This window comes from Pseudomonas sp. Leaf129, from assembly GCF_001423465.1.
In the GTDB taxonomy this organism is placed as follows: Bacteria; Pseudomonadota; Gammaproteobacteria; order Pseudomonadales; family Pseudomonadaceae; genus Aquipseudomonas; species Aquipseudomonas coleopterorum.
In genome coordinates this window covers 637,391-658,076 of the sequence record NZ_LMOC01000006.1, presented here as the reverse complement: position 1 = coordinate 658,076, position 20,686 = coordinate 637,391, and the positions used below count along the sequence as shown (strand labels likewise).

19 protein-coding genes are annotated in these 20,686 nt (G+C 61.3%); 15 read left to right on the top strand and 4 right to left on the bottom strand.

Going from position 1 to position 20,686, the window contains the following annotated elements:
- The first annotated feature begins 54 nt into the window (after window positions 1-54).
- The 7 genes from ASF66_RS11055 (at window position 55) to ASF66_RS11025 (ending at window position 7,369) form a co-directional block, all read left to right on the top strand.
- Window positions 55-918, top strand: a complete 864-nt coding sequence (locus ASF66_RS11055; protein WP_056843862.1) for a LysR substrate-binding domain-containing protein — start codon at window positions 55-57, stop codon at window positions 916-918.
- Between the two features lie 144 nt (window positions 919-1,062).
- Window positions 1,063-2,139 (top strand): putative 2-aminoethylphosphonate ABC transporter ATP-binding protein, encoded by a 1,077-nt coding sequence (locus tag ASF66_RS11050; RefSeq protein ID WP_049862300.1) that lies wholly within the window; start codon window positions 1,063-1,065, stop codon window positions 2,137-2,139.
- 16 nt (window positions 2,140-2,155) lie between these two features.
- On the top strand, window positions 2,156-3,865 hold the full coding sequence (locus ASF66_RS11045) for a putative 2-aminoethylphosphonate ABC transporter permease subunit (protein ID WP_442962769.1): 1,710 nt from the start codon (window positions 2,156-2,158) through the stop codon (window positions 3,863-3,865).
- A gap of 15 nt (window positions 3,866-3,880) precedes the next feature.
- Entirely contained in the window at window positions 3,881-4,696 is an 816-nt protein-coding gene (phnX, locus tag ASF66_RS11040) for a phosphonoacetaldehyde hydrolase (protein ID WP_056843860.1), read from the top strand.
- 52 nt (window positions 4,697-4,748) lie between these two features.
- Window positions 4,749-5,759 (top strand): putative 2-aminoethylphosphonate ABC transporter substrate-binding protein, encoded by a 1,011-nt coding sequence (locus tag ASF66_RS11035; RefSeq protein ID WP_056843859.1) that lies wholly within the window; start codon window positions 4,749-4,751, stop codon window positions 5,757-5,759.
- Window positions 5,760-5,772: 13 nt separating this feature from the next.
- Window positions 5,773-6,912 carry a TIGR03364 family FAD-dependent oxidoreductase gene (locus ASF66_RS11030; protein WP_056843858.1) on the top strand — a complete coding sequence of 380 codons (1,140 nt, stop codon included), beginning with the start codon at window positions 5,773-5,775 and terminating at the stop codon, window positions 6,910-6,912.
- Between the two features lie 139 nt (window positions 6,913-7,051).
- Window positions 7,052-7,369: a hypothetical protein gene (locus tag ASF66_RS11025; protein ID WP_056843857.1), complete on the top strand. Its 318-nt coding sequence runs from the start codon at window positions 7,052-7,054 to the stop codon at window positions 7,367-7,369.
- Here the strand turns inward: ASF66_RS11025 and ASF66_RS11020 are convergent.
- From ASF66_RS11020 to map, 4 genes are all read right to left on the bottom strand, one after another.
- Window positions 7,366-8,100, bottom strand: coding sequence for a M12 family metallopeptidase (locus ASF66_RS11020; protein ID WP_056843856.1), 735 nt, complete (start codon window positions 8,098-8,100; stop codon window positions 7,366-7,368). The genes ASF66_RS11025 and ASF66_RS11020 overlap by 4 nt on opposite strands.
- A 66-nt stretch (window positions 8,101-8,166) precedes the next feature.
- The gene (dapC, locus tag ASF66_RS11015; protein WP_056843855.1) at window positions 8,167-9,363 is read right to left on the bottom strand and encodes a succinyldiaminopimelate transaminase; all 1,197 of its coding nucleotides are present in this window, start codon (window positions 9,361-9,363) and stop codon (window positions 8,167-8,169) included.
- A gap of 1 nt (window position 9,364) precedes the next feature.
- Window positions 9,365-12,067 carry a [protein-PII] uridylyltransferase gene (locus tag ASF66_RS11010; protein WP_056843854.1) on the bottom strand — a complete coding sequence of 901 codons (2,703 nt, stop codon included), beginning with the start codon at window positions 12,065-12,067 and terminating at the stop codon, window positions 9,365-9,367.
- Between the two features lie 53 nt (window positions 12,068-12,120).
- Complete coding sequence (map, locus tag ASF66_RS11005) at window positions 12,121-12,903, bottom strand: type I methionyl aminopeptidase (protein WP_056843853.1); 783 nt, start codon at window positions 12,901-12,903, stop codon at window positions 12,121-12,123.
- A 346-nt stretch (window positions 12,904-13,249) separates the two neighbouring features.
- On the opposite strand from map, the gene rpsB reads away from it, so the two are divergent.
- From rpsB to rseP, 8 genes are all read left to right on the top strand, one after another.
- Complete coding sequence (gene rpsB, locus ASF66_RS11000) at window positions 13,250-13,990, top strand: 30S ribosomal protein S2 (RefSeq protein ID WP_049862289.1); 741 nt, start codon at window positions 13,250-13,252, stop codon at window positions 13,988-13,990.
- 179 nt (window positions 13,991-14,169) lie between these two features.
- Window positions 14,170-15,042 carry a translation elongation factor Ts gene (gene tsf / locus ASF66_RS10995; RefSeq protein ID WP_049862288.1) on the top strand — a complete coding sequence of 291 codons (873 nt, stop codon included), beginning with the start codon at window positions 14,170-14,172 and terminating at the stop codon, window positions 15,040-15,042.
- Window positions 15,043-15,234: 192 nt separating this feature from the next.
- The gene (pyrH, locus tag ASF66_RS10990) at window positions 15,235-15,978 is read left to right on the top strand and encodes a UMP kinase (protein WP_049862287.1); all 744 of its coding nucleotides are present in this window, start codon (window positions 15,235-15,237) and stop codon (window positions 15,976-15,978) included.
- Entirely contained in the window at window positions 15,975-16,532 is a 558-nt protein-coding gene (gene frr / locus ASF66_RS10985) for a ribosome recycling factor (RefSeq protein ID WP_049862286.1), read from the top strand. Before pyrH ends, frr begins: the two co-directional genes overlap by 4 nt.
- Before the next feature lie 16 nt (window positions 16,533-16,548).
- A complete protein-coding gene (uppS, locus tag ASF66_RS10980; RefSeq protein WP_043185089.1) occupies window positions 16,549-17,304 on the top strand; it encodes a polyprenyl diphosphate synthase in 756 nt (251 codons plus the stop codon).
- Window positions 17,304-18,119: a phosphatidate cytidylyltransferase gene (locus ASF66_RS10975; RefSeq protein WP_049862285.1), complete on the top strand. Its 816-nt coding sequence runs from the start codon at window positions 17,304-17,306 to the stop codon at window positions 18,117-18,119. Before uppS ends, ASF66_RS10975 begins: the two co-directional genes overlap by 1 nt.
- On the top strand, window positions 18,116-19,306 hold the full coding sequence (gene ispC / locus ASF66_RS10970; protein WP_056843950.1) for a 1-deoxy-D-xylulose-5-phosphate reductoisomerase: 1,191 nt from the start codon (window positions 18,116-18,118) through the stop codon (window positions 19,304-19,306). The genes ASF66_RS10975 and ispC overlap by 4 nt, the downstream gene beginning before the upstream one ends.
- 30 nt (window positions 19,307-19,336) lie before the next feature.
- Complete coding sequence (gene rseP, locus ASF66_RS10965) at window positions 19,337-20,686, top strand: sigma E protease regulator RseP (RefSeq protein ID WP_056843852.1); 1,350 nt, start codon at window positions 19,337-19,339, stop codon at window positions 20,684-20,686.

The window sequence follows — 20,686 nt, the reverse complement described above, 5'->3', positions numbered from 1 at the left end:
GCGCCGGTGGGTGTTCCGCAACCACGCCAGCGATCTTGAGGAGCCTGTTGAATCATGCTGAGTGCAGAGCTGAAGGCGTTCTACACCGTCGCCCTTTTGGGTAGTGTCACCCAGGCAGCCAAGAAGCTTGGCTTGAGCCAGCCGACGGTCACTACGCAGATTCGGCAGCTGGAAAGCCGCTACGCGGTCGAGTTGTTCTATCGAGGCGGGCGTCGTCTGACCGTCAGCGATGAGGGGGCTAGGCTGTTGCCCAAGGTGAAAGTCCTGCTTCAGCATGAAGCCGATATCGAGTTCCACCTGCGAAACTGCGGCCAGGGCAGGGGGGCACTCAGAATAGGTGCGACAGCGCCTTATTACATACTCGATCTGGTCAAGACATTTCGCGAACGTTTGCCCCACATCGACGTGTCAGTGGAAATAGGCAACTCTCAGGACGTCCTCGAGGCGCTGGAAGAGTACCGAGTAGACCTGGCGGCGTCCTCGCAATGGCTGGAGGATCCGCGTTTGATGCACCTGGTGCTGGGCACCGATCCCTTGGTGCTGGCCGTCCACAAGCAGCACCCGCTGGCCATGCATGATTGCGTGCCGCCCAGCGCGCTGGCCGGACAATGCCTGTTGATGCGTGAGCACGGTTCCACCACCCGAACGTTGACCGAGACCTTCTTGACCACCCATCAGGTTCGCCCTGTTATCGAACTGGAAATCGGCAGCCGCGAATCCATTCGCGAGGCCGTTCTGCGCAATATCGGTGTGAGTCTCATTGCCCGCCAGGAGGTACCCGTCAATCCGGATCTGCGAATCATCGCGGTAGAGGGCGCGCCGCAGATCGCCGAGTATCTGTATTGCCTCAAGGATCGCAGGCAGGCACGTTTGCCCGCCGCCTTTCTCGACGTCGCTCGCGACAGTCTTGAGCGGTAGATGCTTAACAAATTTGCCGATATGACTATCGCCAGCTTTTGGCTATCTGCCACATCGCCGTCGCAATAGCACCCTAGCATTGCCTCATCGACACGAATGCCGCGTTGCACACGCGGCTCGTGCTCCATTTGATGAGGTGCATCCATGCTCTGTTCCCTTCCCACCGCTGAAGCCTCCCCGAGCGTACAGGTTCGGATCGCTGACTTGCAGAAGAGCTTCGGCGCCTTCAAGGCATTGGATAATGTGTCATTGGCCGTCTCGCCTGGCGAGCTGGTCTGCCTGCTGGGGCCATCGGGGTGTGGCAAAACCACCTTGCTGCGATGCATCGCCGGATTGGAGCGCCAGAACCGGGGCACTATCTATCTGGGGGGCAGGGATGTATCCAATCTACCGCCCCAGGCCCGGGACTACGGCATTGTGTTCCAGTCGTATGCCTTGTTTCCGAATCTCAACGTCGAGCAGAACATCGGCTATGGGCTCACCGGCAGCGCCCGTGACATCGTTCGTCAGCGGGTTGGCGACATGCTTGAGCTGGTAGGGCTGACCGGAAGCGAGAAGAAGTATCCCGGCCAGCTGTCCGGCGGTCAGCAGCAGCGCGTGGCACTGGCTCGCGCACTGGCACCCGCACCGTCGTTGCTGCTGCTGGATGAGCCCATGTCGGCGCTTGATGCGCAGGTGCGCGAACACCTGTGTATGGAGTTGCGCAGCCTGCAGCAGCGCCTGGGCATCACCACGTTGATGGTCACGCACAATCAGGAAGAAGCCATGCTGATGGCTGATCGGATTGCGGTGATGAACCAGGGATGCATCGAGCAGTACGCCAGCCCGCAATCGATCTATGAACATCCGCAGACGCCATTCGTGGCCAATTTTGTTGGCCAGGGCAACTGGTTGAGTTTCGAAGGCAATGGCAGCGGTCACGCGCAAGTCGGGGCACTGCAGTTGCGACTGGCCGGTGGAGTCGCGCCTCGCGCCGCTGGGCGACTTTTTTGTCGTCCCGAGGCAATCTGCGTGAATCCTCTGCAGGGGGAGGAAAACCTTTTCGCTGCGCAGATGAGGGACGTGACCTTCCTTGGCAACAGATGCCGAGTGAGTTTCGAATTCGACGCATTGCCGGGTCAATCACTGACCGCCGAAATCAGTGCGCGTCAGTTGCCATCTCCGGGGACGCGCAATATCCAGGTAGCCCTGCCTCCAAGTAGCCTGCAGGTGTTTGCCTAATATGCTTGACGTGAACATGCCGGTTGGCGACCGGGTCCAGATCCGCCGGATCGAACGCTCCGGTTGGGCCGACCGATTATTCGTATTCGGCGGGAAAGTACTGTTTCTCGTCGTTCTGGCGATGGCGCTGCTTCTGCCCCTGCTGGCGATCTTCTGGCGCGGCTTCAGCAACGATATGGGGCAGGGCGGCGGATTTGCCGCAGCTCGGCAATTGCTGGCCAGCGAGCATTTCCATTGGTTGCTGGGCAACAGCCTGCGTGTCTCCTTGACTGTCGCGATCATTGTGGTGCCTCTGGCCTATGTGTTCGCCTACGCGCTGCAACGCACGTTGATTCCCGCCAAGGGCCTGTGGCGCGCAATATCCCTGCTGCCGCTGTTGGCGCCATCGATGCTGCCCGCCATTGCGTTGATCTACCTGTTCGGTAACCAGGGACTGCTGCGCGGCCTTTTTGCAGACAATATCTATGGTTTTTGGGGCATCGTGATCGGCGAGGTGATCTACACGTTTCCCCACGCGCTGATGATTCTGCTTTCGGCCCTCTCGCTGAGTGACGCGCGTCTGTTCGACGCGGCATCGAGCATGGGTGCAAGCGCCTGGCGGTCTTTCCACAGCATCACCTGGCCCGCCTCTCGACAAGCCGTGTTTGCCGCGTTCTGCCTGGTCTTCACGCTGACCATCACCGACTTCGGCGTGCCGGTGATTGTCGGTGGCGACTATCAGGTGTTGGCCATCGAGGCCTACAAGGCTGTGGTGGGGCAGCAACAATTCGGTCGTGGAGCTCTCATCGGTATGGTCTTGCTGGTGCCCGCGCTGATCAGCTTTTCCATGGATGCCTGGTTGCGCCGGCGCCAACGTTCGTTCATGAGTGGCCGCGCGCAGGTATTCATGCCACAGCCTTCGACATGGCGAGATGGCGGTTATCTGGTGATCGTCGTACTCATCTGCACAGCACTGCTGGCCGTATTGGGGATGGCGGTGTTTTCCTCTCTGGTCAAGTTCTGGCCCTACAACCTGTCGTTGTCGCTCAAGCACTACCTGTTCAATGAAAACGCAGGCGGTGGATGGCTGGCCTATCGCAACAGCCTGGTACTGGCGAGCTGCAGTGCGGTGATCGGCAGCGCGTTGATCTTCACCGGTGCCTATCTGATGGAGAAAACCCGTGGGCAGGCTGGCCTTGATCTGGCCCTGCGCATACTCACCTTCATACCCATGGCCGTGCCGGGGCTGGTGCTCGGACTTGGCTATGTCTTTTTCTTCAATCTGCCCGACAACCCGTTGCACCGCCTATACGGGAGCATGGCGTTGCTGGTGATCTGCACCATTGCCCATTACCTGACCACGGCGCACATGACCGCGACCACTGCCTTGCGCCAGTTGGACACCGAGTTCGAAGCGGCGGCGCTTTCGCTCAAGGTCCCTTTGCATCGGCACTACCTGCGGGTCACCTTGCCGATTTGCCTACCTGCAGTGCTGGACATCGTCCGTTACTTGTTCGTCTCGGCGATGACCACCGTTTCCGCAGCCATTTTCCTGTACTCGCCAGACAGCATTCTCGCTGCCGTGGCAGTACTCAACATGGACGACGCAGGCAATGTCGGCGGCGCAGCCGCCATGTCGACGCTGATTCTGTTCACCTCGGCGGCCGTTTCACTGTTGCTCGCCTGGACGTCTCGAGGGCTGTTGCGACGTTCACAAGCCTGGCGCCAGAGCACCCCATCCCACTGATCTGCGGAGACCCTGATGCACTATCGATCCCCCATACGGCTGCAGGCGGCCATTCTCGACTGGGCTGGCACCGTCGTCGATTTCGGCTCGTTCGCGCCTACTCGAATCTTTGTCGAGGCCTTCGCCACATTCGATATCGAGCTGAGCCTCGAAGAAGCCCGTGGCCCCATGGGCATGGGCAAGTGGGACCACATCCGCAGCCTGTGCAACCAGCCACAGATCGCTGCGCGTTTCGAGCGACGACCCAGCGATGCCGACGTGACAGCCATCTACGAGCGGTTCATGCCGTTGCAGATCGCCAATGTCGGCAAGCACAGCGCCCTCATTCCCGGGGCACTCGCCGCAATCGAGCACCTGCGCCAGACCGGACTTAAAATCGGTACCACTTCGGGATATCCCCGGCAGGTGATGGATCATGTCGTGGCCATGGCCGCCGTGGCCGGCTATCGGCCCGATCATGTGGTCGCGGCCGATGACCTGCTCACTGGGCGACCTGGCCCAGCTCAGGCGCTGGCCAATGTGATCGCGCTGGGCATCGGTGACGTCGCCGCCTGTGTGAAAGTCGATGACACCCTGCCGGGTATTCTCGAAGGCCGCAGTGCCGGAATGTGGACGGTCGGGCTGCGCTTCTCCGGTAATTTCCTCGGTCTGGATTACCCGGCCTTCGAGGCGCTCACCCCCTCCGAGCTCGAGCAGCATCGACAGCGCATCGATGCGCTGTTCACCCCGGCACGCCCGCATTACTTGGCAGACACCATCGCTGATCTGCCAGCGCTCATCGATGAAATCAACCTACGTATGACCCGGGGTGAAACACCCTGCAGTCCATGACCAAGCGTCTGACTGATCGACAACTTCTTCGCGAACCTCTCAGGATCACTTCATGTTCAAGCCCCTCGCCCTTGCCGCAGTGCTCGCAGGCTTCAGCCTCCACGTTCAGGCCGCCACGGAACTTACGGTGTATACCGCCCTGGAAGCCGAGCAACTGCAGACCTACGAAAAAGCTTTCGAGAAAGCCAACCCGGATATCGATATCAAATGGGTGAGGGACTCGACCGGAATCATCACGGCCAAGCTGCTCGCGGAAAAGGCCCGTCCGCAAGCTGATGCCGTTTGGGGGCTGGCAGCCTCGAGTCTGGCCATCCTCGATCAACAAGGCCTACTCGACGCCTACGCGCCCAAGGATCTGCCCAAGATTGGCGCCCAGTACCGTGATCCGGCCAACCCGCCGGCGTGGGTCGGCATGGATGTCTGGGCCGCCACCCTTTGCTTCAACACCATCGAAGCCGAGAAGCAGAACCTGCCGCGCCCTGTCAGTTGGCAAGACCTGACCAACCCGGTCTATCGCGGCAAGATCGTGATGCCCAACCCGGCCTCGTCCGGTACCGGGTTCCTGGACGTAAGCGCCTGGCTGCAGACTTTTGGCGAAGCGCAGGGCTGGGCCTACATGGACGATTTGCATCGCAACATCGGTCAGTACGTCCACTCCGGTTCCAAGCCTTGCAAGATGGCTGCAGCGGGCGAGTTCCCTATCGGTATTTCGTTCGAGTACCCCGCAGTACAGCTCAAACGCCAAGGGGCTCCGCTGGATATCATCCTGCCCAAAGAGGGCCTGGGCTGGGAGATCGAGGCAACAGCCGTGATCAAGGGCACCGCTCACCCCGAGGCTGCCAAGCGTCTGGCTGACTTCTCGGCGAGTGCCGCGGGCATGGCGCTGTACCAGGAAAACTTTGCAGTGCTGGCCCAGGCAGGCTTGGCCAAGCCGCCCACCGAGCTACCGGCCGACTATGAGCAGCGCCTGATCAAGAATGACTTCGCCTGGGCCTCGAGAGAGCGCGACAACATTCTGGCCGAGTGGCGCAAACGCTACGACGGTAAATCGGCCAAGCAATAGGGAGGAGGTTGAAATGGATCGGTTTGCAAGCGACCTGCTGGTGGTAGGCGCGGGGATTCTCGGGCTTTCCCACGCCTATGCGGCTGCCAGGCGAGGACTGAAGGTGCGTGTGTTCGAGCGTTCAGCCACTCCCGTGGGCGCCTCGGTACGCAACTTCGGCCAAGCGTTGGTCACCGGGCAACCGCCCGGCGTCATGCTCGAATTGGCCAAAGCCAGCCGCGGGCTCTGGGCCAATTGGAGCGTAGCCGCAGGCTTCGAGCTCAAGCGCAATGGCTCGTTGCTGTTCGCGCGCACCGAAGCGGAAGAAACACTGCTCGCCGCCTTTTGCGCCGGGCGAGCCCAGCAACACGATTATCGGGTAGAACTGTTGAGCCGCGCACAACTAAGCGATTTGTATGGCGGTCGATTCAACCATCATCGAGCTGCCTTGCACGGCTTCGATGATCAGCAGCTGTATTCCCGCGAGGCCATACCGAAACTGATCGGCTATCTGCAGCGCGAACTGGGCGTCGAGTTTCATTTTTCGACCTTGGTCAGCGGAGTCGAACCTGGGCACCTGCAGAGCACTGCCGGTAGCTTTCGCGGTCGGCAGGTGGTGGTGTGTTCAGGGCATGACTATCTGACGCTGCTGGCCGAGCCCATGGCGGCACTGAATCCCAGGGTGTGCCGCTTGCAGATGCTGAGGGGGCGGCCCGACTCAAATCTGGATCTTCAGCATTCTGTACTGACCGGACTGAGCTGTGTTCATTACGCAGCCTTTGCAGATCTGCCTGAGGCCGCCGCCGTGCGCGCCGAAATCCAACGCAATTATCCTCATCTGGAAGAACACGGCATTCACCTGCTGGTCAGCCCCACACCGTATGGGGATCTGATCATCGGTGATTCCCATGATTACGCCACGGACGCTTCACCGTTCAACTCCGAGCAGGTGGACCAGTGGATGCTGGCGCTCGCAGAGGACACCCTGGGTTGCAAGATCCAAGTCATGGAACGCTGGCAAGGTGTCTATGGCGCCAAGGGACCGAATCCCTTTTCGCGGTTGGACATCGCGCCGGGGTTGAGTGCAACGCTGATGCACAGTGGGGTCGGCATGAGTGTCGGCCCAGCGTTGGGGGAACAGGCAGTGACCGCCATGTTCGGCGCACCCGACTGAACCCTGTAAAGCACGCAGGATGGGCCGCACGCCTTGGGCGTCAATTGGTCCGCCGAGCGGGAACCTCTCAGGGATTGATCACACAGCCCAGACTGGGTTACTGTATAAACATACAGTAACCCATGTGAGGTCATACCCCATGCGCAGATTATCCAAACTGTGGACGGCCGTTGGTAGCGCCATACCTGTGGTGGTTGGCTCGGCGCTCGGTGGGTTGGGGTTGGTCGACCTCAACCTGATGCTGGCAATCGCGCTCATACCCCAGGTGATTTTCCTCGTCATCGGTGAGTGGTCCGATTTCGAGCGGACCTCTCGCCAACAGGTGTGGGTGGAGCAGGAATACGAACAGCTTCCACGCTACGTCGTGCGCCGACAGCACTTGACCAACGCTGCGGCTATGAACGAAGCGCTGGTCGAGTTCGACCTCGATCAAGCCAGCCTCGGCCGGGCCCGCTAGGCGACCACCTCAGGATATATGCGCCGCACGAACTTGCGGTCGCGGCGGCTCAAAGTGTGATTGATGCCCACTTCCCAGTCGCCCACGGTCTGCTCCTGCAGCACCGAGTAATGCATGATCGAGGTACGGTCATACGCCGTGCCCTTGGCCAGTGCCTTGTCGATCTTGTCCAGCAGGTTGATGTCGACGGTCTGCTGATCGATGCCCTTGGCTGCAAAATACGCATACAGCTTGGGGACGTCCCACGGAATATCCGCGTTGGGGTGTTGATGTTCGTGCAGCAGCCCCAGCACGTGACCGAACTCGTGCAGCACGGTTCGCCCGAACATTGGATCATCTGGCTTGATGCCCAGGGCCATGGTCGCATCCATCGGGCTGGCCAGCAGCGCATCGGTGCCGACTTGGCTGTAGTTGTCTTCGCCACCGGTATAGATGCGGATGTCGGCGAACGGGCTGTCGACGAAGTCGAACTTCAGGTTGGCCCAGCACAGCCACTGCCGTGACACTTTCTCGATGGCCGCTTGGTGCTCACGTGGGGTGTCGTTGAAAAAGCCGATGGTCAACGTGCGGCCGGGTGCCCAGAATTTCGAGAACTGGCCCAGAGCGCGTTTTGAACGTCCGGAGGAAGAGGCGCTCAACGCATTGGTCGGGCGCTCGGCCAGGGCCACGCGGCGGGAAGCCTCGATGTCGAAGGCAGGAAGGGGTTTGTAGAACAGTAGATCGCACATCATCAAGGGCTCCTGAAAAAGAGCCACCGATGATGGCGATCAAACGCCCGGCAAAAGCGTAGCTATGTGTTATCGACGCTCGATAAACTGGCGAATGCGCTGAGCGGCTTCGACACACTCGCTCAACGGTGCGACCAGCGCCATGCGTACGCGTCCGGCACCCGGGTTGAGTCCATCGACTTCGCGGGACAGGTAGGATCCGGGCACCACCGTGACATGCTCCTGCTCGAACAGCTCGCGGCAGAATTGGGCATCGTCCATCGGCACCTTGGCCCAAAGGTAGAAGCTGCCGTCGGGGCGCTTGACGTCCAGTACCGGCGTCAGGATGTCCAGCACGGCATCGAATTTTTCCCGGTACAGATCGCGGTTGGCCCGTACGTGAGCTTCGTCCTGCCAGGCGGCGATGCTGGCTAGTTGAGTTTGTACGGGCATGGCGCAGCCATGATAGGTGCGGTACAGCAGGAATGCCTTGAGGATATCCGCATCGCCCGCCACAAAACCCGAGCGCAGGCCCGGCAGGTTGGAGCGCTTGGACAGGCTGTGGAACACCACGCAACGCTTGAAATCACTGCGACCCAGCTCGGCGCAGGCCGTCAGCAGACCGGGCGGCGGTGCGTCTTCGTCGAAGTACAGCTCGCTGTAGCACTCGTCCGCGGCGATCACGAAGTCGTACTCGTCGGCCAGGGCAATGAGTTTCTTCAGGGTCGCCAACGGCACCAGGGCACCGGTCGGGTTGCCGGGCGAGCACAGGAACAGGATCTGGCAGCGCTGCCAGACATCGGCCGAGACCGCGTCGAAATCCGGGTTGAAGCCGTTCTGGTCCAGGCAGGGCAGGTAGTGCGGCTTGGTGCCCGCCAGCAGCGCTGCGCCCTCGTAGATCTGATAGAACGGATTGGGGCTGACCACCAGCCCGTCGATGTCGCGCTGGGCAACGGTCTGGGTGAAGGCGAACAGCGCCTCACGGGTGCCATTGACCGGCAGTACGTGGCGCGCCGGATCGAGCCAACCCGCCGGGACCTGAAAGCGCCGCTCGCACCACTGCGCAATGGCTTCGCGCAGGGCCGGGATGCCCTGGGTGGTGGGGTACACGGCCATCTGGTCGAGGTTGTCGGCCAGTGCCTGCTTCACGAAGGCCGGCGAGCTGTGCTTGGGTTCACCGATGGACAGGGCGATCGCACGCTTATCCGCGGCGGCGGTTACGCCACTGAGCAAAGCACGCAACTTCTCGAAAGGGTAGGGCTGCAGCTGGTTCAACGCATGGTTCATATCAAATGCTCAAACGGGACAGCTCGACGCCGGGCGCCTGGCTGACACTGAGTTGGTCGACGATGGTGGCCTGCAACCGACTGCACAGCTGCGGGTCGGACAGGGGCAGATTGTGCGCATCGGTAATGAAGAAGACGTCCTCCACGCGTTCGCCCAGTGTGGACACCTTGGCGTTCTGCAACGACAAATCGAACTCCAGGAAAATCTTGCCGATGCGGGCCAGCAGGCCAGGCCTGTCAGGCGCGCTCAGTTCCAGGATGGTGACCGGGCGCTGGGCATCGTTCTGGATGGTCACCTGTGGCGGGAAAGCGAAGTGCTTGAGTTGACGCGGCACGCGGCGATGGATGATGTTGGGGTAGTCATCGGGATTGCGCAGCGCATCGCTCAGGCCCTGGCGAATCTGCGCGACGCGGCGCGGGTCGTTGCCGATCGAGCCGCCGTCGTTGTCCAGCACGATGTAGGTGTCGAGGGTGAACTGGCTGCTGGAAGTGATGATGCGTGCGTCGTGGATGTTCAGGTTGAGCTGGTCCATGGCCGCGACCGTCACCGCGAAGAAGTCGTGCTGGTCGGGCGCATAGATAAAGATCTGCGTGCCGCCCTCGAACTCGCGCTGGGTGGTTTCCTTGATCAGCACCAACGGGTCGCCGTTGGCGGGCTGCTGGAGGATGGCGTCCGTATGCCAAGCCACGTCGCCGGCGTTATGGCGCAGGAAATAGTCGTCGCCCAACTGCGACCAGAGCTGCTCGATGTCGTCCTGATCGGTGCCGCCGCGTACCAGTATCTCCAGGGCTGCGCTCTGCGTGCGACGAATCTGCTCCTCACGGTCCAGCGGGTTTTCCAGACCCCGACGCAGCGCGCGCTTGGTCTCGGTATAAAGCTGGCGCAACAGGCTGGCCCGCCAGGAATTCCACAAGCTGGGGTTGGTCGCGTTGATGTCGGCCACGGTCAGCACGTAGAGATAGTCCAGGTGCACCTCGTCGCCGACCTGCTGGGCGAAATCGTGGATGACCTGCGGGTCGGAGAGGTCCTTGCGCTGCGCGGTGGTCGACATCACCAGATGGTTCTGCACCAGCCAGACGATCAGGCGACTGTCCCAGGCCGGCAACTGGTGACGCTGGCAGAAGTGCTCGGCATCCACTGCACCCAGCTCGGAGTGGTCGCCGTTACGCCCCTTGCCGATGTCGTGGTACAGCCCGGCCAGGTAGATCAGCTCCGGCTTGGGCAGGCGGCCCATGACCTTGCTGGCCAGTGGGAATTTCTCCGAAACCTGGGTGTACTGCAGCTTGCGCAGGTGCTTGATCAGGTTGAGCGTGTGCGCATCCACCGTATAAATGTGGAACAGGTCGTGTTGCATCTGCCCAACGATATGGCCGAACTCGGGCAGGTAGCGGCCGAGGATGCCGTAGCGGTTCATTCGGCGCAGGTTGCGGTGAATGCCCACTTCGCACTTGAACAGCTCGATGAACAGGCTGGTGTTGCGAATATCGTTGCGGAACGTATCGTCGATCAGGTGGCGGTGCTCACGCAGCAGGCGGATGGTGTCCGCGCGTACGCCCTTGATCTCCGGGTTCTGCGCCATCAGCACGAAGATTTCCAGCATCGCGAACGGAGTGCGCTTGAACACCTGGGTGTGAGTCGCCTCGATATAGCCATCATGCAGCTGGAAGCGCGAGTTGATCGGTACCGTGGAGCCGGCATCGGGGTCACCGAGAATCACTTCCTCGAAATGCTGGATGATCAGGTCGCTGAGCTCGGCGATGCTCATGACCACGCGGTAATACTTCTGCATGAACCGCTCGATCGCCAGCTTCGCGTCGCTGTCCTTGTAACCCAGCAGGCCGGCGATGGAACGCTGGTGATCGAACAGCAAGCGGTCTTCGGCACGCCCGGCGAGCATGTGCAGGGCATAGCGGACCTTCCACAGGAACTCCTGGGAAGAGGCCAGCAGGTTGTTTTCGCTTTCCACCAGGAAACCTTCCCCGGCCAGCGCGTGCAGGTTCAGCGTGCCGAACTGGCGGCGCGCCACCCACAGCAGGGTCTGGATATCGCGCAGGCCGCCGGGGGAGCCCTTGACGTTGGGCTCCAGGTTGTACTCGGTGTCGTTGTACTTGTGATGACGGGCGGACTGTTCGGCGCGCTTGGCCAGGAAGAACTCGCGGCTGGGCCACATGCGCTCGGTGCTGGTGACCTCGAGCATGCGCTTGCGCAGCCGCTCGGGCCCGGCGATGGTGCGGCTTTCCATCAGGTTGGTGATGACCGTGATGTCGGCACGCGCCTGCTCGGCGCACTCATCGATGGAGCGCACGCTCTGGCCCACTTCCAGGCCAATGTCCCACAACAAGGTGAGAAAGCGCTCGATCGAATCGCGAAAAACCTCGTAGTCGGGGCTTTCGAGCAGGATCATCAGGTCGATGTCGGAGTAGGGGTGCAGTTCGCCGCGACCGTAGCCGCCCACGGCGACCAGGGCGATGTCGGCATCCTCGCTCCAGTCGAACTGGTTCCACGCCCGTTCCAGGATATTGTCGACGAACCAGGCACGGTCTTCGATCAGCCGACGAATGTCGCGGCCGTTGCGAAAGCGCTCGTCGAGCACGTCGTGAGCCTGGCGAATCGCCTTCTTGAAAGCCGCGATGGGGCTTGCCTTCAATGCCAGTTCGGCCTGGAACTGGCCGCGATCGAACAACTCCGGATCCACCTGCGGCATGTCGTATTCCTGAAGAGATTAGTGGCCTGAACGGTTCGCCTGCCTGCGCGGCATCAAGCCGAAGCGCGGGCGATGGTGTCGTCGCTGCGCAAGGTGAAGATCTCGTAGCCGGTAGCCGTCACCACCAGGGTGTGCTCCCACTGCGCCGACAGCTTGCGGTCCTTGGTGATCGCCGTCCAGCCATCACCCAGCACCTTGGTGTCAGCCTTGCCCTGGTTGATCATTGGCTCGATGGTAAAGGTCATGCCTTCCTTGAGCTCCATGCCGGTACCGGCGCGCCCGTAGTGCAGCACCTGCGGTTCTTCGTGAAACACCTTGCCGATGCCGTGGCCGCAGAATTCGCGGACCACGGAAAAACCGTTCTTCTCGGCGTGCTTCTGGATGACTTCGCCGATGTCGCCCAGGCGGCATCCTGGCTTGACCAACTCGATGGCCTTGTACAGGCATTCCTGGGTCACTTGCGACAGACGCTCGGCCCATACTGGCACGGTGCCGACGTGGAACATGCGGCTGGTGTCGCCGTGGTAGCCATCCTTGATCACGGTGACGTCGATGTTCAGCACGTCACCGTTCTTGAGCGGCTTGTCGTTGGGGATGCCGTGGCAGACCACATGGTTGATCGAGGTGCAGATCGACTTGGGGTAGCCTTTATAGTTGAGCGGGGCAGGGATCGCCTGCTGCTCGTTGACGATATAGTCGTGGCACAGGCGGTCGAGCTCTTCGGTGGTGACACCGGACTTGACGTGAGGCGCGATCATCTCCAGCACCTCGGCCGCCAGGCGGCCGGCAATTCGCATCTTCTCGATGTCTTCGGGGGTCTTGATGGTCACGGTCATTCGGGGCTCTCTGAGCGCTTGCGCGCATTCGCAGGCTGGAAATCGAGGCGATTCTACCAGAGCCACCGCGGACTGCCGCGCGGCGCTGACGACGCCTCTATATAAGAGGTGATGGGCGCCATTGTCGCGCGAATCCGGCAGCGGCGCAAAAGCCGTTGTGCATCGACGCTATTTCAGGTTTCTATATCGAGGCGGCTATGGTATAAAATGCGCCGCTTTCCGGGGATGCCCCGGGAGCAACCAAACCCACACACGTGTCGACACGATGACCTGGGTGCCGGTGGTTCTGCCACGGGTTGGTCATTGGGATACGTGGAGGCTTAACCCGACTTATCAAGGAACTATCATGTCCCAAGTCAACATGCGCGATATGCTGAAGGCCGGTGTGCACTTCGGTCACCAAACCCGTTACTGGAATCCGAAAATGGGTAAGTACATTTTCGGCGCGCGTAACAAGATCCACATCATCAACCTCGAAAAAACCCTGCCGATGTTCAACGAAGCGCTGACCTTCGTAGAGCGCCTGGCCCAGGGCAAGAACAAGATCCTGTTCGTCGGTACCAAGCGTTCCGCCGGCAAGATCGTGGCCGAGGAAGCAGCACGTTGCGGCTCGCCGTACGTCGATCATCGCTGGTTGGGCGGCATGCTGACCAACTTCAAGACCATCCGTGCTTCGATCAAGCGTCTGCGCGACCTGGAAACCCAGGCCGAAGATGGCACCTTCACCAAGCTGACCAAGAAAGAAGCTTTGATGCGCACCCGTGATCTGGAAAAACTGGATCGCAGCCTGGGTGGTATCAAGGACATGGGCGGCCTGCCTGACGCACTGTTCGTCATCGACGTCGACCACGAGCGCATCGCGATCACCGAAGCCAACAAGCTGGGTATCCCGGTCATCGGCGTCGTCGACACCAACAGCAGCCCTGAAGGCGTTGACTACATCATCCCAGGCAACGATGACGCCATCCGCGCCATCCAGCTGTACATGGGTTCGATGGCTGACGCGGTCATCCGTGGTCGCAACCACGTGGCTGGCGGTACTGAAGAGTACGTTCAGGACGCACCTGCCGCAGCGGTAGAAGGCTGAGTCTAGACGCCCAGCGTTTACTCGGTACGCAAAAAGGGGGCTAGGCCCCCTTTTTGCCACCTCGAGAACCATTGCCGGCATCGTCATCGCTCGAATTGTAAAGAGCCGCTGGCAAGGTCAAGAATTGAGCGCCCGTTAACGGGTGGAATGGTTAGACACCTATCCAAGAGGAATTTGAAATGGCAGAGATTACTGCAGCGTTGGTCAAAGAACTGCGCGAGCGTACCGGCGAAGGCATGATGGATTGCAAAAAGGCCTTGACCAAGGCCGGCGGCGACATCGAAAAAGCCATCGACGACATGCGTGCTTCCGGTGCCATCAAGGCCGCCAAGAAAGCCGGCAACATTGCTGCCGAAGGCGCTATCGCCGTCAAGGTTGCCGCTGACAACAAGTCCGCAGTCATCCTGGAAGTCAACTCGCAGACCGACTTCCTGGCTCTGCAGGACGACTTCAAGAACTTCGTCGCCGCCAGCGTTGAAAAGGCTTTCGCCGACAAGCTGACCGACGCAGCTCCACTGATCGCCGCTCAAGAGCCGGCTCGTGAAGCGCTGGTTGCCAAGGTTGGCGAAAACGTCAACATCCGCCGCCTGGTGCGTGTAGAAGGCGACGTGGTCGATGCCTACCTGCACGGCAACAAGATCGGCGTTATCGTCGCCCTGAACGGCGGCAACGCCGAACTGGCTCGCGACATCGCCATGCACGTGGCTGCCAGCAACCCGGAATTCCTGCTGCCATCGCAGGTTTCGGCCGAAGCGATCGAGCGTGAGAAGGGCGTCTTCATGAGCCTGAACGAAGACAAGATCAAGGGCAAGCCAGCCGAAATCGTCGAGAAGATGGTTGCTGGTCGTATCAGCAAGTTCCTCGCCGAAGCCAGCCTGGTCGAGCAGGCGTTCGTCAAGAACCCTGAAGTCAAGGTCGGTGACCTGGCCAAGAAAGCCGGTGCTGAAATCGTTTCGTTCACCTACTTCAAGGTAGGCGAAGGCATCGAGAAGCCTGTCGACAACTTCGCTGACGAAGTTGCCGCACAAGTGGCCGCTGCCAGCAAGCAATAAGACGGATTCGTCCTGTTGCCCCAAAGAGGCTGCCCGCTCACGCGCGCAGCCTCTTTTTCAAAGTTGGCACCCGGATTTAGCCGCTTACAAGGCGCAGGTCCGGTGGTACTGTCGCAGTGCCGCAAGCTAGAGTTAGGCGCGCCGTACACCGGCCCGTCCAGAATTTATTAAACGCCGCAGGAGAGACACGCAATGGCTCAGCAGGTGAGTGGTCGTCAACCTCGCTATAAACGCATTTTGCTCAAACTTAGCGGCGAGGCCCTGATGGGCTCCGAAGACTTCGGGATCGACCCGAAAGTGCTGGACCGCATGGCCCTCGAAGTAGGCCAACTGGTTGGCATCGGCGTTCAGGTAGGCCTGGTCATCGGCGGGGGTAACCTGTTCCGCGGTGCCGCCCTCAGCGCGGCCGGCATGGACCGTGTCACCGGCGACCACATGGGCATGCTGGCCACGGTCATGAACGCCCTGGCGATGCGCGATGCGCTGGAGCGCTCCAACATTGCCGCCATCGTCATGTCGGCCATCTCGATGGTCGGCGTGACCGACCATTACGATCGTCGCAAGGGTATTCGTCACCTCAACTCCGGCGATGTGGTAATTTTCGCCGCCGGTACCGGCAACCCGTTCTTCACCACCGACTCCGCAGCGTGCCTGCGCGCCATCGAGATCGATGCCGACGTGGTCCTCAAGGCGACCAAGGTGGACGGTGTCTACACGGCCGATCCGTTCAAGGATCCGCATGCTGAGAAATTCGACCGCCTGACGTACGATGAAGTACTGGATCGCAAACTGGGCGTGATGGACCTGACCGCCATCTGCCTGTGCCGTGACCACAAGATGCCGTTGCGGGTATTCAACATGAACAAGCCTGGCGCTCTGCTGAACATCGTAGTGGGCGGCGCCGAAGGAACTCTGATCGAGGAAGGCGAAGTATGATCAACGAAATCAAGAAGGATGCGCAGGCGCGCATGCAGAAATCCCTGGAGTCGCTGCAGCACGCGTTCGGTCGTATCCGTACCGGCAAGGCGCACCCAAGCATCCTGGAAGGCGTCCAGGTTCCCTACTACGGTGCCGACACCCCGATCAACCAGGTCGCCAGCATCACCGTGAAGGACTCGCGTACCCTGCAGGTCGTTGCGTTCGAGCGCAACATGCTCGCTGCGGTCGACAAGGCCATCGGTGCTGCCGGCCTCAACCTCAACCCGACCAACCTGGGCGAGCTGCTGCTGATCTCCATGCCGGCGCTGACTGAAGAGACCCGCAAGGGCTTCACCAAGCAGGCCCGCGACGCTGCCGAAGATGCCCGCGTGGCCGTGCGCAACATCCGTCGTGATGCCTTGAGCCAGTACAAGGATCTGGTCAAGGAAAAGGAAATCAGCGAAGACGAAGAACGTCGTGCCGCCGATGATATCCAGAAGCTGACCGACAAGTTCGTCGCGGACATCGAAACGGCCGTGAAGCAGAAAGAAGCGGACCTGATGGCCGTTTAAGGAATTAGTCCGTCTCATGGAAAAGACCAAGTTGGCTGTACCTTCCACGGTACCGCGGCATGTTGCGATCATCATGGATGGCAACAATCGCTGGGCCAAGAAACGTTTGTTGCCCGGTGTCGCTGGGCACAAGGCCGGTGTGGATGCCGTGCGCGCGGTCATCGAGGTGTGTGCCGAGGCCAAGGTCGAGGTACTGACCTTGTTCGCCTTTTCCAGCGAGAACTGGCAGCGCCCGGCCGACGAGGTCGGGGCGTTGATGGAGTTGTTCTTCAGCGCGTTGCGTCGCGAAGCGCGTCGGCTGAACGACAACCGCATCAGCCTGCGGATCATCGGTGACCGCTCGCGGTTCCACCCCGAACTGCAGGCGGCCATGCGTGAAGCCGAAGCGGCCACTGCCGGCAACGACCGCTTTGTCCTGCAGATCGCCGCCAACTACGGCGGTCAGTGGGACATCGCTCAGGCGGCCCAGCGTCTCGCGCGGGAAGTCCAGGCCGGTCACCTGAAACCGGAAGACATCACCCCCGATCTGCTGCAGACCTGCCTGGCCACAGGCGACCTGCCCTTGCCGGACCTGTGCATCCGCACCGGCGGCGAGCATCGCATCAGCAACTTCCTGCTATGGCAGCTGGCGTATGCCGAGCTGTATTTTTCCGACCTGTTCTGGCCGGATTTCAAACACGAAGCCATGCGCACGGCGCTGGCCGATTTCGCTTCGCGCCAGCGCCGGTTCGGTAAAACGAGCGAGCAGGTCGAAGCCGGAGCCCGTGCTTAATGCTTAAACAACGCATCATCACTGCGCTGATCCTGCTGCCGATTGCCCTGTGCGGTTTTTTCCTGCTCGAAGGAGCAGGCTTCGCCCTGTTCATCGGCGTGGTGGTCACCCTGGGTGCCTGGGAGTGGGCGCGCCTGGCCGGCTTCGAAAAGCAGTCCGCGCGCATCGCCTTCGCGGCGGTGGTTGCGGGCCTGTTGTTCTTCCTTTACCTGACGCCAGGTCTGGCGCCGTTCGTGCTCGGCGCCGCAGTGCTGTGGTGGTGTCTGGCCACTTTTCTGGTGCTGACGTACCCGCGCACCAGCGAGCATTGGGCCAGCCTTGCCTGCAAGCTGCTCATCGGCCTGCTGATTCTGCTGCCTGCCTGGCAAGGCCTGGTGTTGCTCAAGGGTTGGCCACTGGGCAACTGGCTGATCATGACTGTCATGGTGTTGGTCTGGGGTGCCGACATCGGCGCCTACTTCACCGGCAAGGCTCTGGGCAAGCGCAAGCTGGCACCTCAGGTCAGTCCTGGCAAAAGCTGGGAAGGTTTCTACGGTGGTCTGGTGACCAGCCTGTTGATCACCTTGGCCATTGGCCTGGTGCGTGACTGGGGCGTGGGCCAGATGCTCGCGGGCCTGCTCGGCGCCGCGATCGTGGTGGCCATTTCGGTCGTGGGTGACCTCACCGAAAGCATGTTCAAGCGTCGTTCCGGCATCAAGGACAGCAGCAACCTGCTGCCCGGCCATGGCGGCGTGCTCGATCGCATCGACAGCCTGACCGCAGCGGTACCGGTGTTCGCCGTACTGCTGTGGGCCGCTGGCTGGGGCGTGATGTGAGCGGCGTGCAGCGTATTACCGTACTGGGTGCGACCGGCTCCATTGGTCTGAGCACGCTCGACGTCATCGCCCGGCATCCGGACCGCTATGCCGCATTCGCCCTGACCGGCTTCTCGCGCATGGACGAACTGTTGGCGCTGTGCCTGGTGCACCGTCCGGTGTTCGCCGTGGTGCCCACTGCGGCGCGTGCCAGCCACTTGCAGCAAGCGCTTCTTCAAGCTGGGTCTCGCACTGAAGTGTTGGTAGGCGAGGAGGGCTTGTGCCAGGTGGCGGCGGCGCCGGAAGTGGATGCGGTCATGGCTGCCATCGTCGGCGCAGCCGGCCTGCGCCCCACGCTGGCCGCCGTCCGTGCGGGCAAGAAAGTGCTGCTGGCCAACAAGGAAGCGCTGGTCATGTCAGGCGCCTTGTTCATGCAGGCCGTGCGCGACAGCGGCGCGGTCGTGCTGCCGATCGACAGTGAACACAACGCGATTTTCCAGTGCATGCCCGGTGACTTCGAGCGTGGCCTGAGCAACGTCGGTGTGCGCCGGATTCTGCTGACCGCATCGGGCGGTCCGTTTCGGCAGACCCCCCTTGAGCAGTTGGAACAGGTCACCCCAGAGCAGGCTTGCGCCCATCCGAACTGGTCGATGGGGCGCAAGATCTCCGTCGATTCGGCGAGCATGATGAACAAGGGGCTGGAGCTGATCGAGGCCTGCTGGCTGTTCGATGCGCGTCCAGCCCAGATCGAGGTCGTGGTCCATCCGCAGAGCGTGATCCATTCCCTGGTCGATTATGTCGACGGCTCGGTGCTGGCGCAGTTGGGCAACCCCGACATGCGCACGCCAATCGCCCATGCCATGGCCTGGCCTGAACGTGTGGACTCCGGCGTGGCACCTCTGGACCTGTTCGCCATCGCCCGGCTGGATTTCGAGGCGCCGGACGAGCAGCGGTTTCCCTGCCTGCGTCTTGCGCGGCAGGCGGCGGAGGCGGGCGACAGCGCCCCGGCCATGCTCAACGCGGCGAACGAGATTGCGGTGGCGGCGTTCCTCGAGCGTCGCATACGCTATCCGCAGATCCCGCGTATGATCGAAGACGTCTTGAACCAGGAGCCTGTCGTTGCGCTGGATACGCTCGACACGGTGTTCGCCGCGGACGCCCGCGCGCGGGATCTGGCCCAGCAGTGGTTGAGCCAGCACGGGAACTGACACCCGTATGGCCGTCGTTCGGAGAGAGTTATGAGTGCGCTCTACATGATTATCGGCACCCTGGTGGCCTTGGGGGTGCTGGTTACCTTTCACGAGTTCGGCCACTTCTGGGTCGCACGGCGCTGTGGCGTCAAGGTGCTGCGTTTTTCGGTAGGCTTCGGCACACCGCTGCTGCGCTGGCACGACCGCCAGGGCACCGAGTTCGTCGTTGCGGCCATTCCCTTGGGCGGCTACGTCAAGATGCTCGACGAGCGTGAGGGTGAGGTGCCGGTCGACCAGGCTGACCAGTCCTTCAATCGCAAGAGCGTGCGTCAGCGCATCGCCATCGTCGCTGCCGGACCGGCGGCCAACTTTCTTCTGGCCCTGGTGTTCTTCTGGCTGCTGGCAATGCTGGGTACCCAGCAACTCAAGCCGGTGGTCGGATCGGTCGATCCGGGCAGCATTGCAGCAACCGCCGGTCTGATGGCGGGCGAAGAAATTGTTGCGGTAGATGGCGAGAGCACTGCAGGTTGGGCAGCGGTGAACCTGCAGATGGTCCGTCGACTGGGTGAAACCGGATCCTTGCAACTGACCGTGCGCGAGCCGGGCTCAGATGCCCAGGCTACCCGTTCGCTGGCGCTGAGCCAGTGGCTGCAGGGTTCCGACGAGCCCGATCCGATCCGCTCGCTGGGCATCCGTCCGTGGCGCCCAGCGCTGGAGCCGATCCTGGCCGAACTCGATCCGAACGGTCCGGCCCAATCCGCTGGGCTGCGCAACGGGGACCGTCTGTTGGCACTGGACGGCCAGCCACTGGGCGATTGGCAGCAGGTCGTGGACCTGGTGCGCCAGCGCCCGGACAGTCGAATCGTATTGCGCGTTGAGCGTGACAATGCCCAACTGGACGTACCGGTAAACCTGGTCTCAAAGGGCGAGGGTAAAGCCACGGGGTACCTGGGCGCCGGGGTGAAACCGGTCGAGTGGCCACCACAGATGCTGCGCGAAGTCAGCTACGGGCCGCTCGATGCCGTGGTCGAAGGCGCCAGGCGTACCTGGACCATGAGCGTGCTGACCCTTGATTCGCTGAAGAAAATGCTGTTCGGCGAGCTGTCGGTAAAAAACTTGAGTGGACCGATAACCATTGCTAAAGTGGCGGGCGCTTCGGCCCAGTCGGGTTTTGGGGATTTCCTGAATTTCCTTGCCTACCTGAGCATAAGCCTCGGAGTTCTCAATTTGCTGCCCATTCCAGTACTGGATGGGGGGCATCTGCTGTTCTATCTGATCGAATGGGTGCGTGGTCGCCCAGTGTCCGATCGGGTACAGGGTTGGGGAATCCAGATCGGCATCAGTCTGGTGGTTGGGGTCATGTTGCTTGCCCTGATAAACGATCTGGGTCGACTGTAA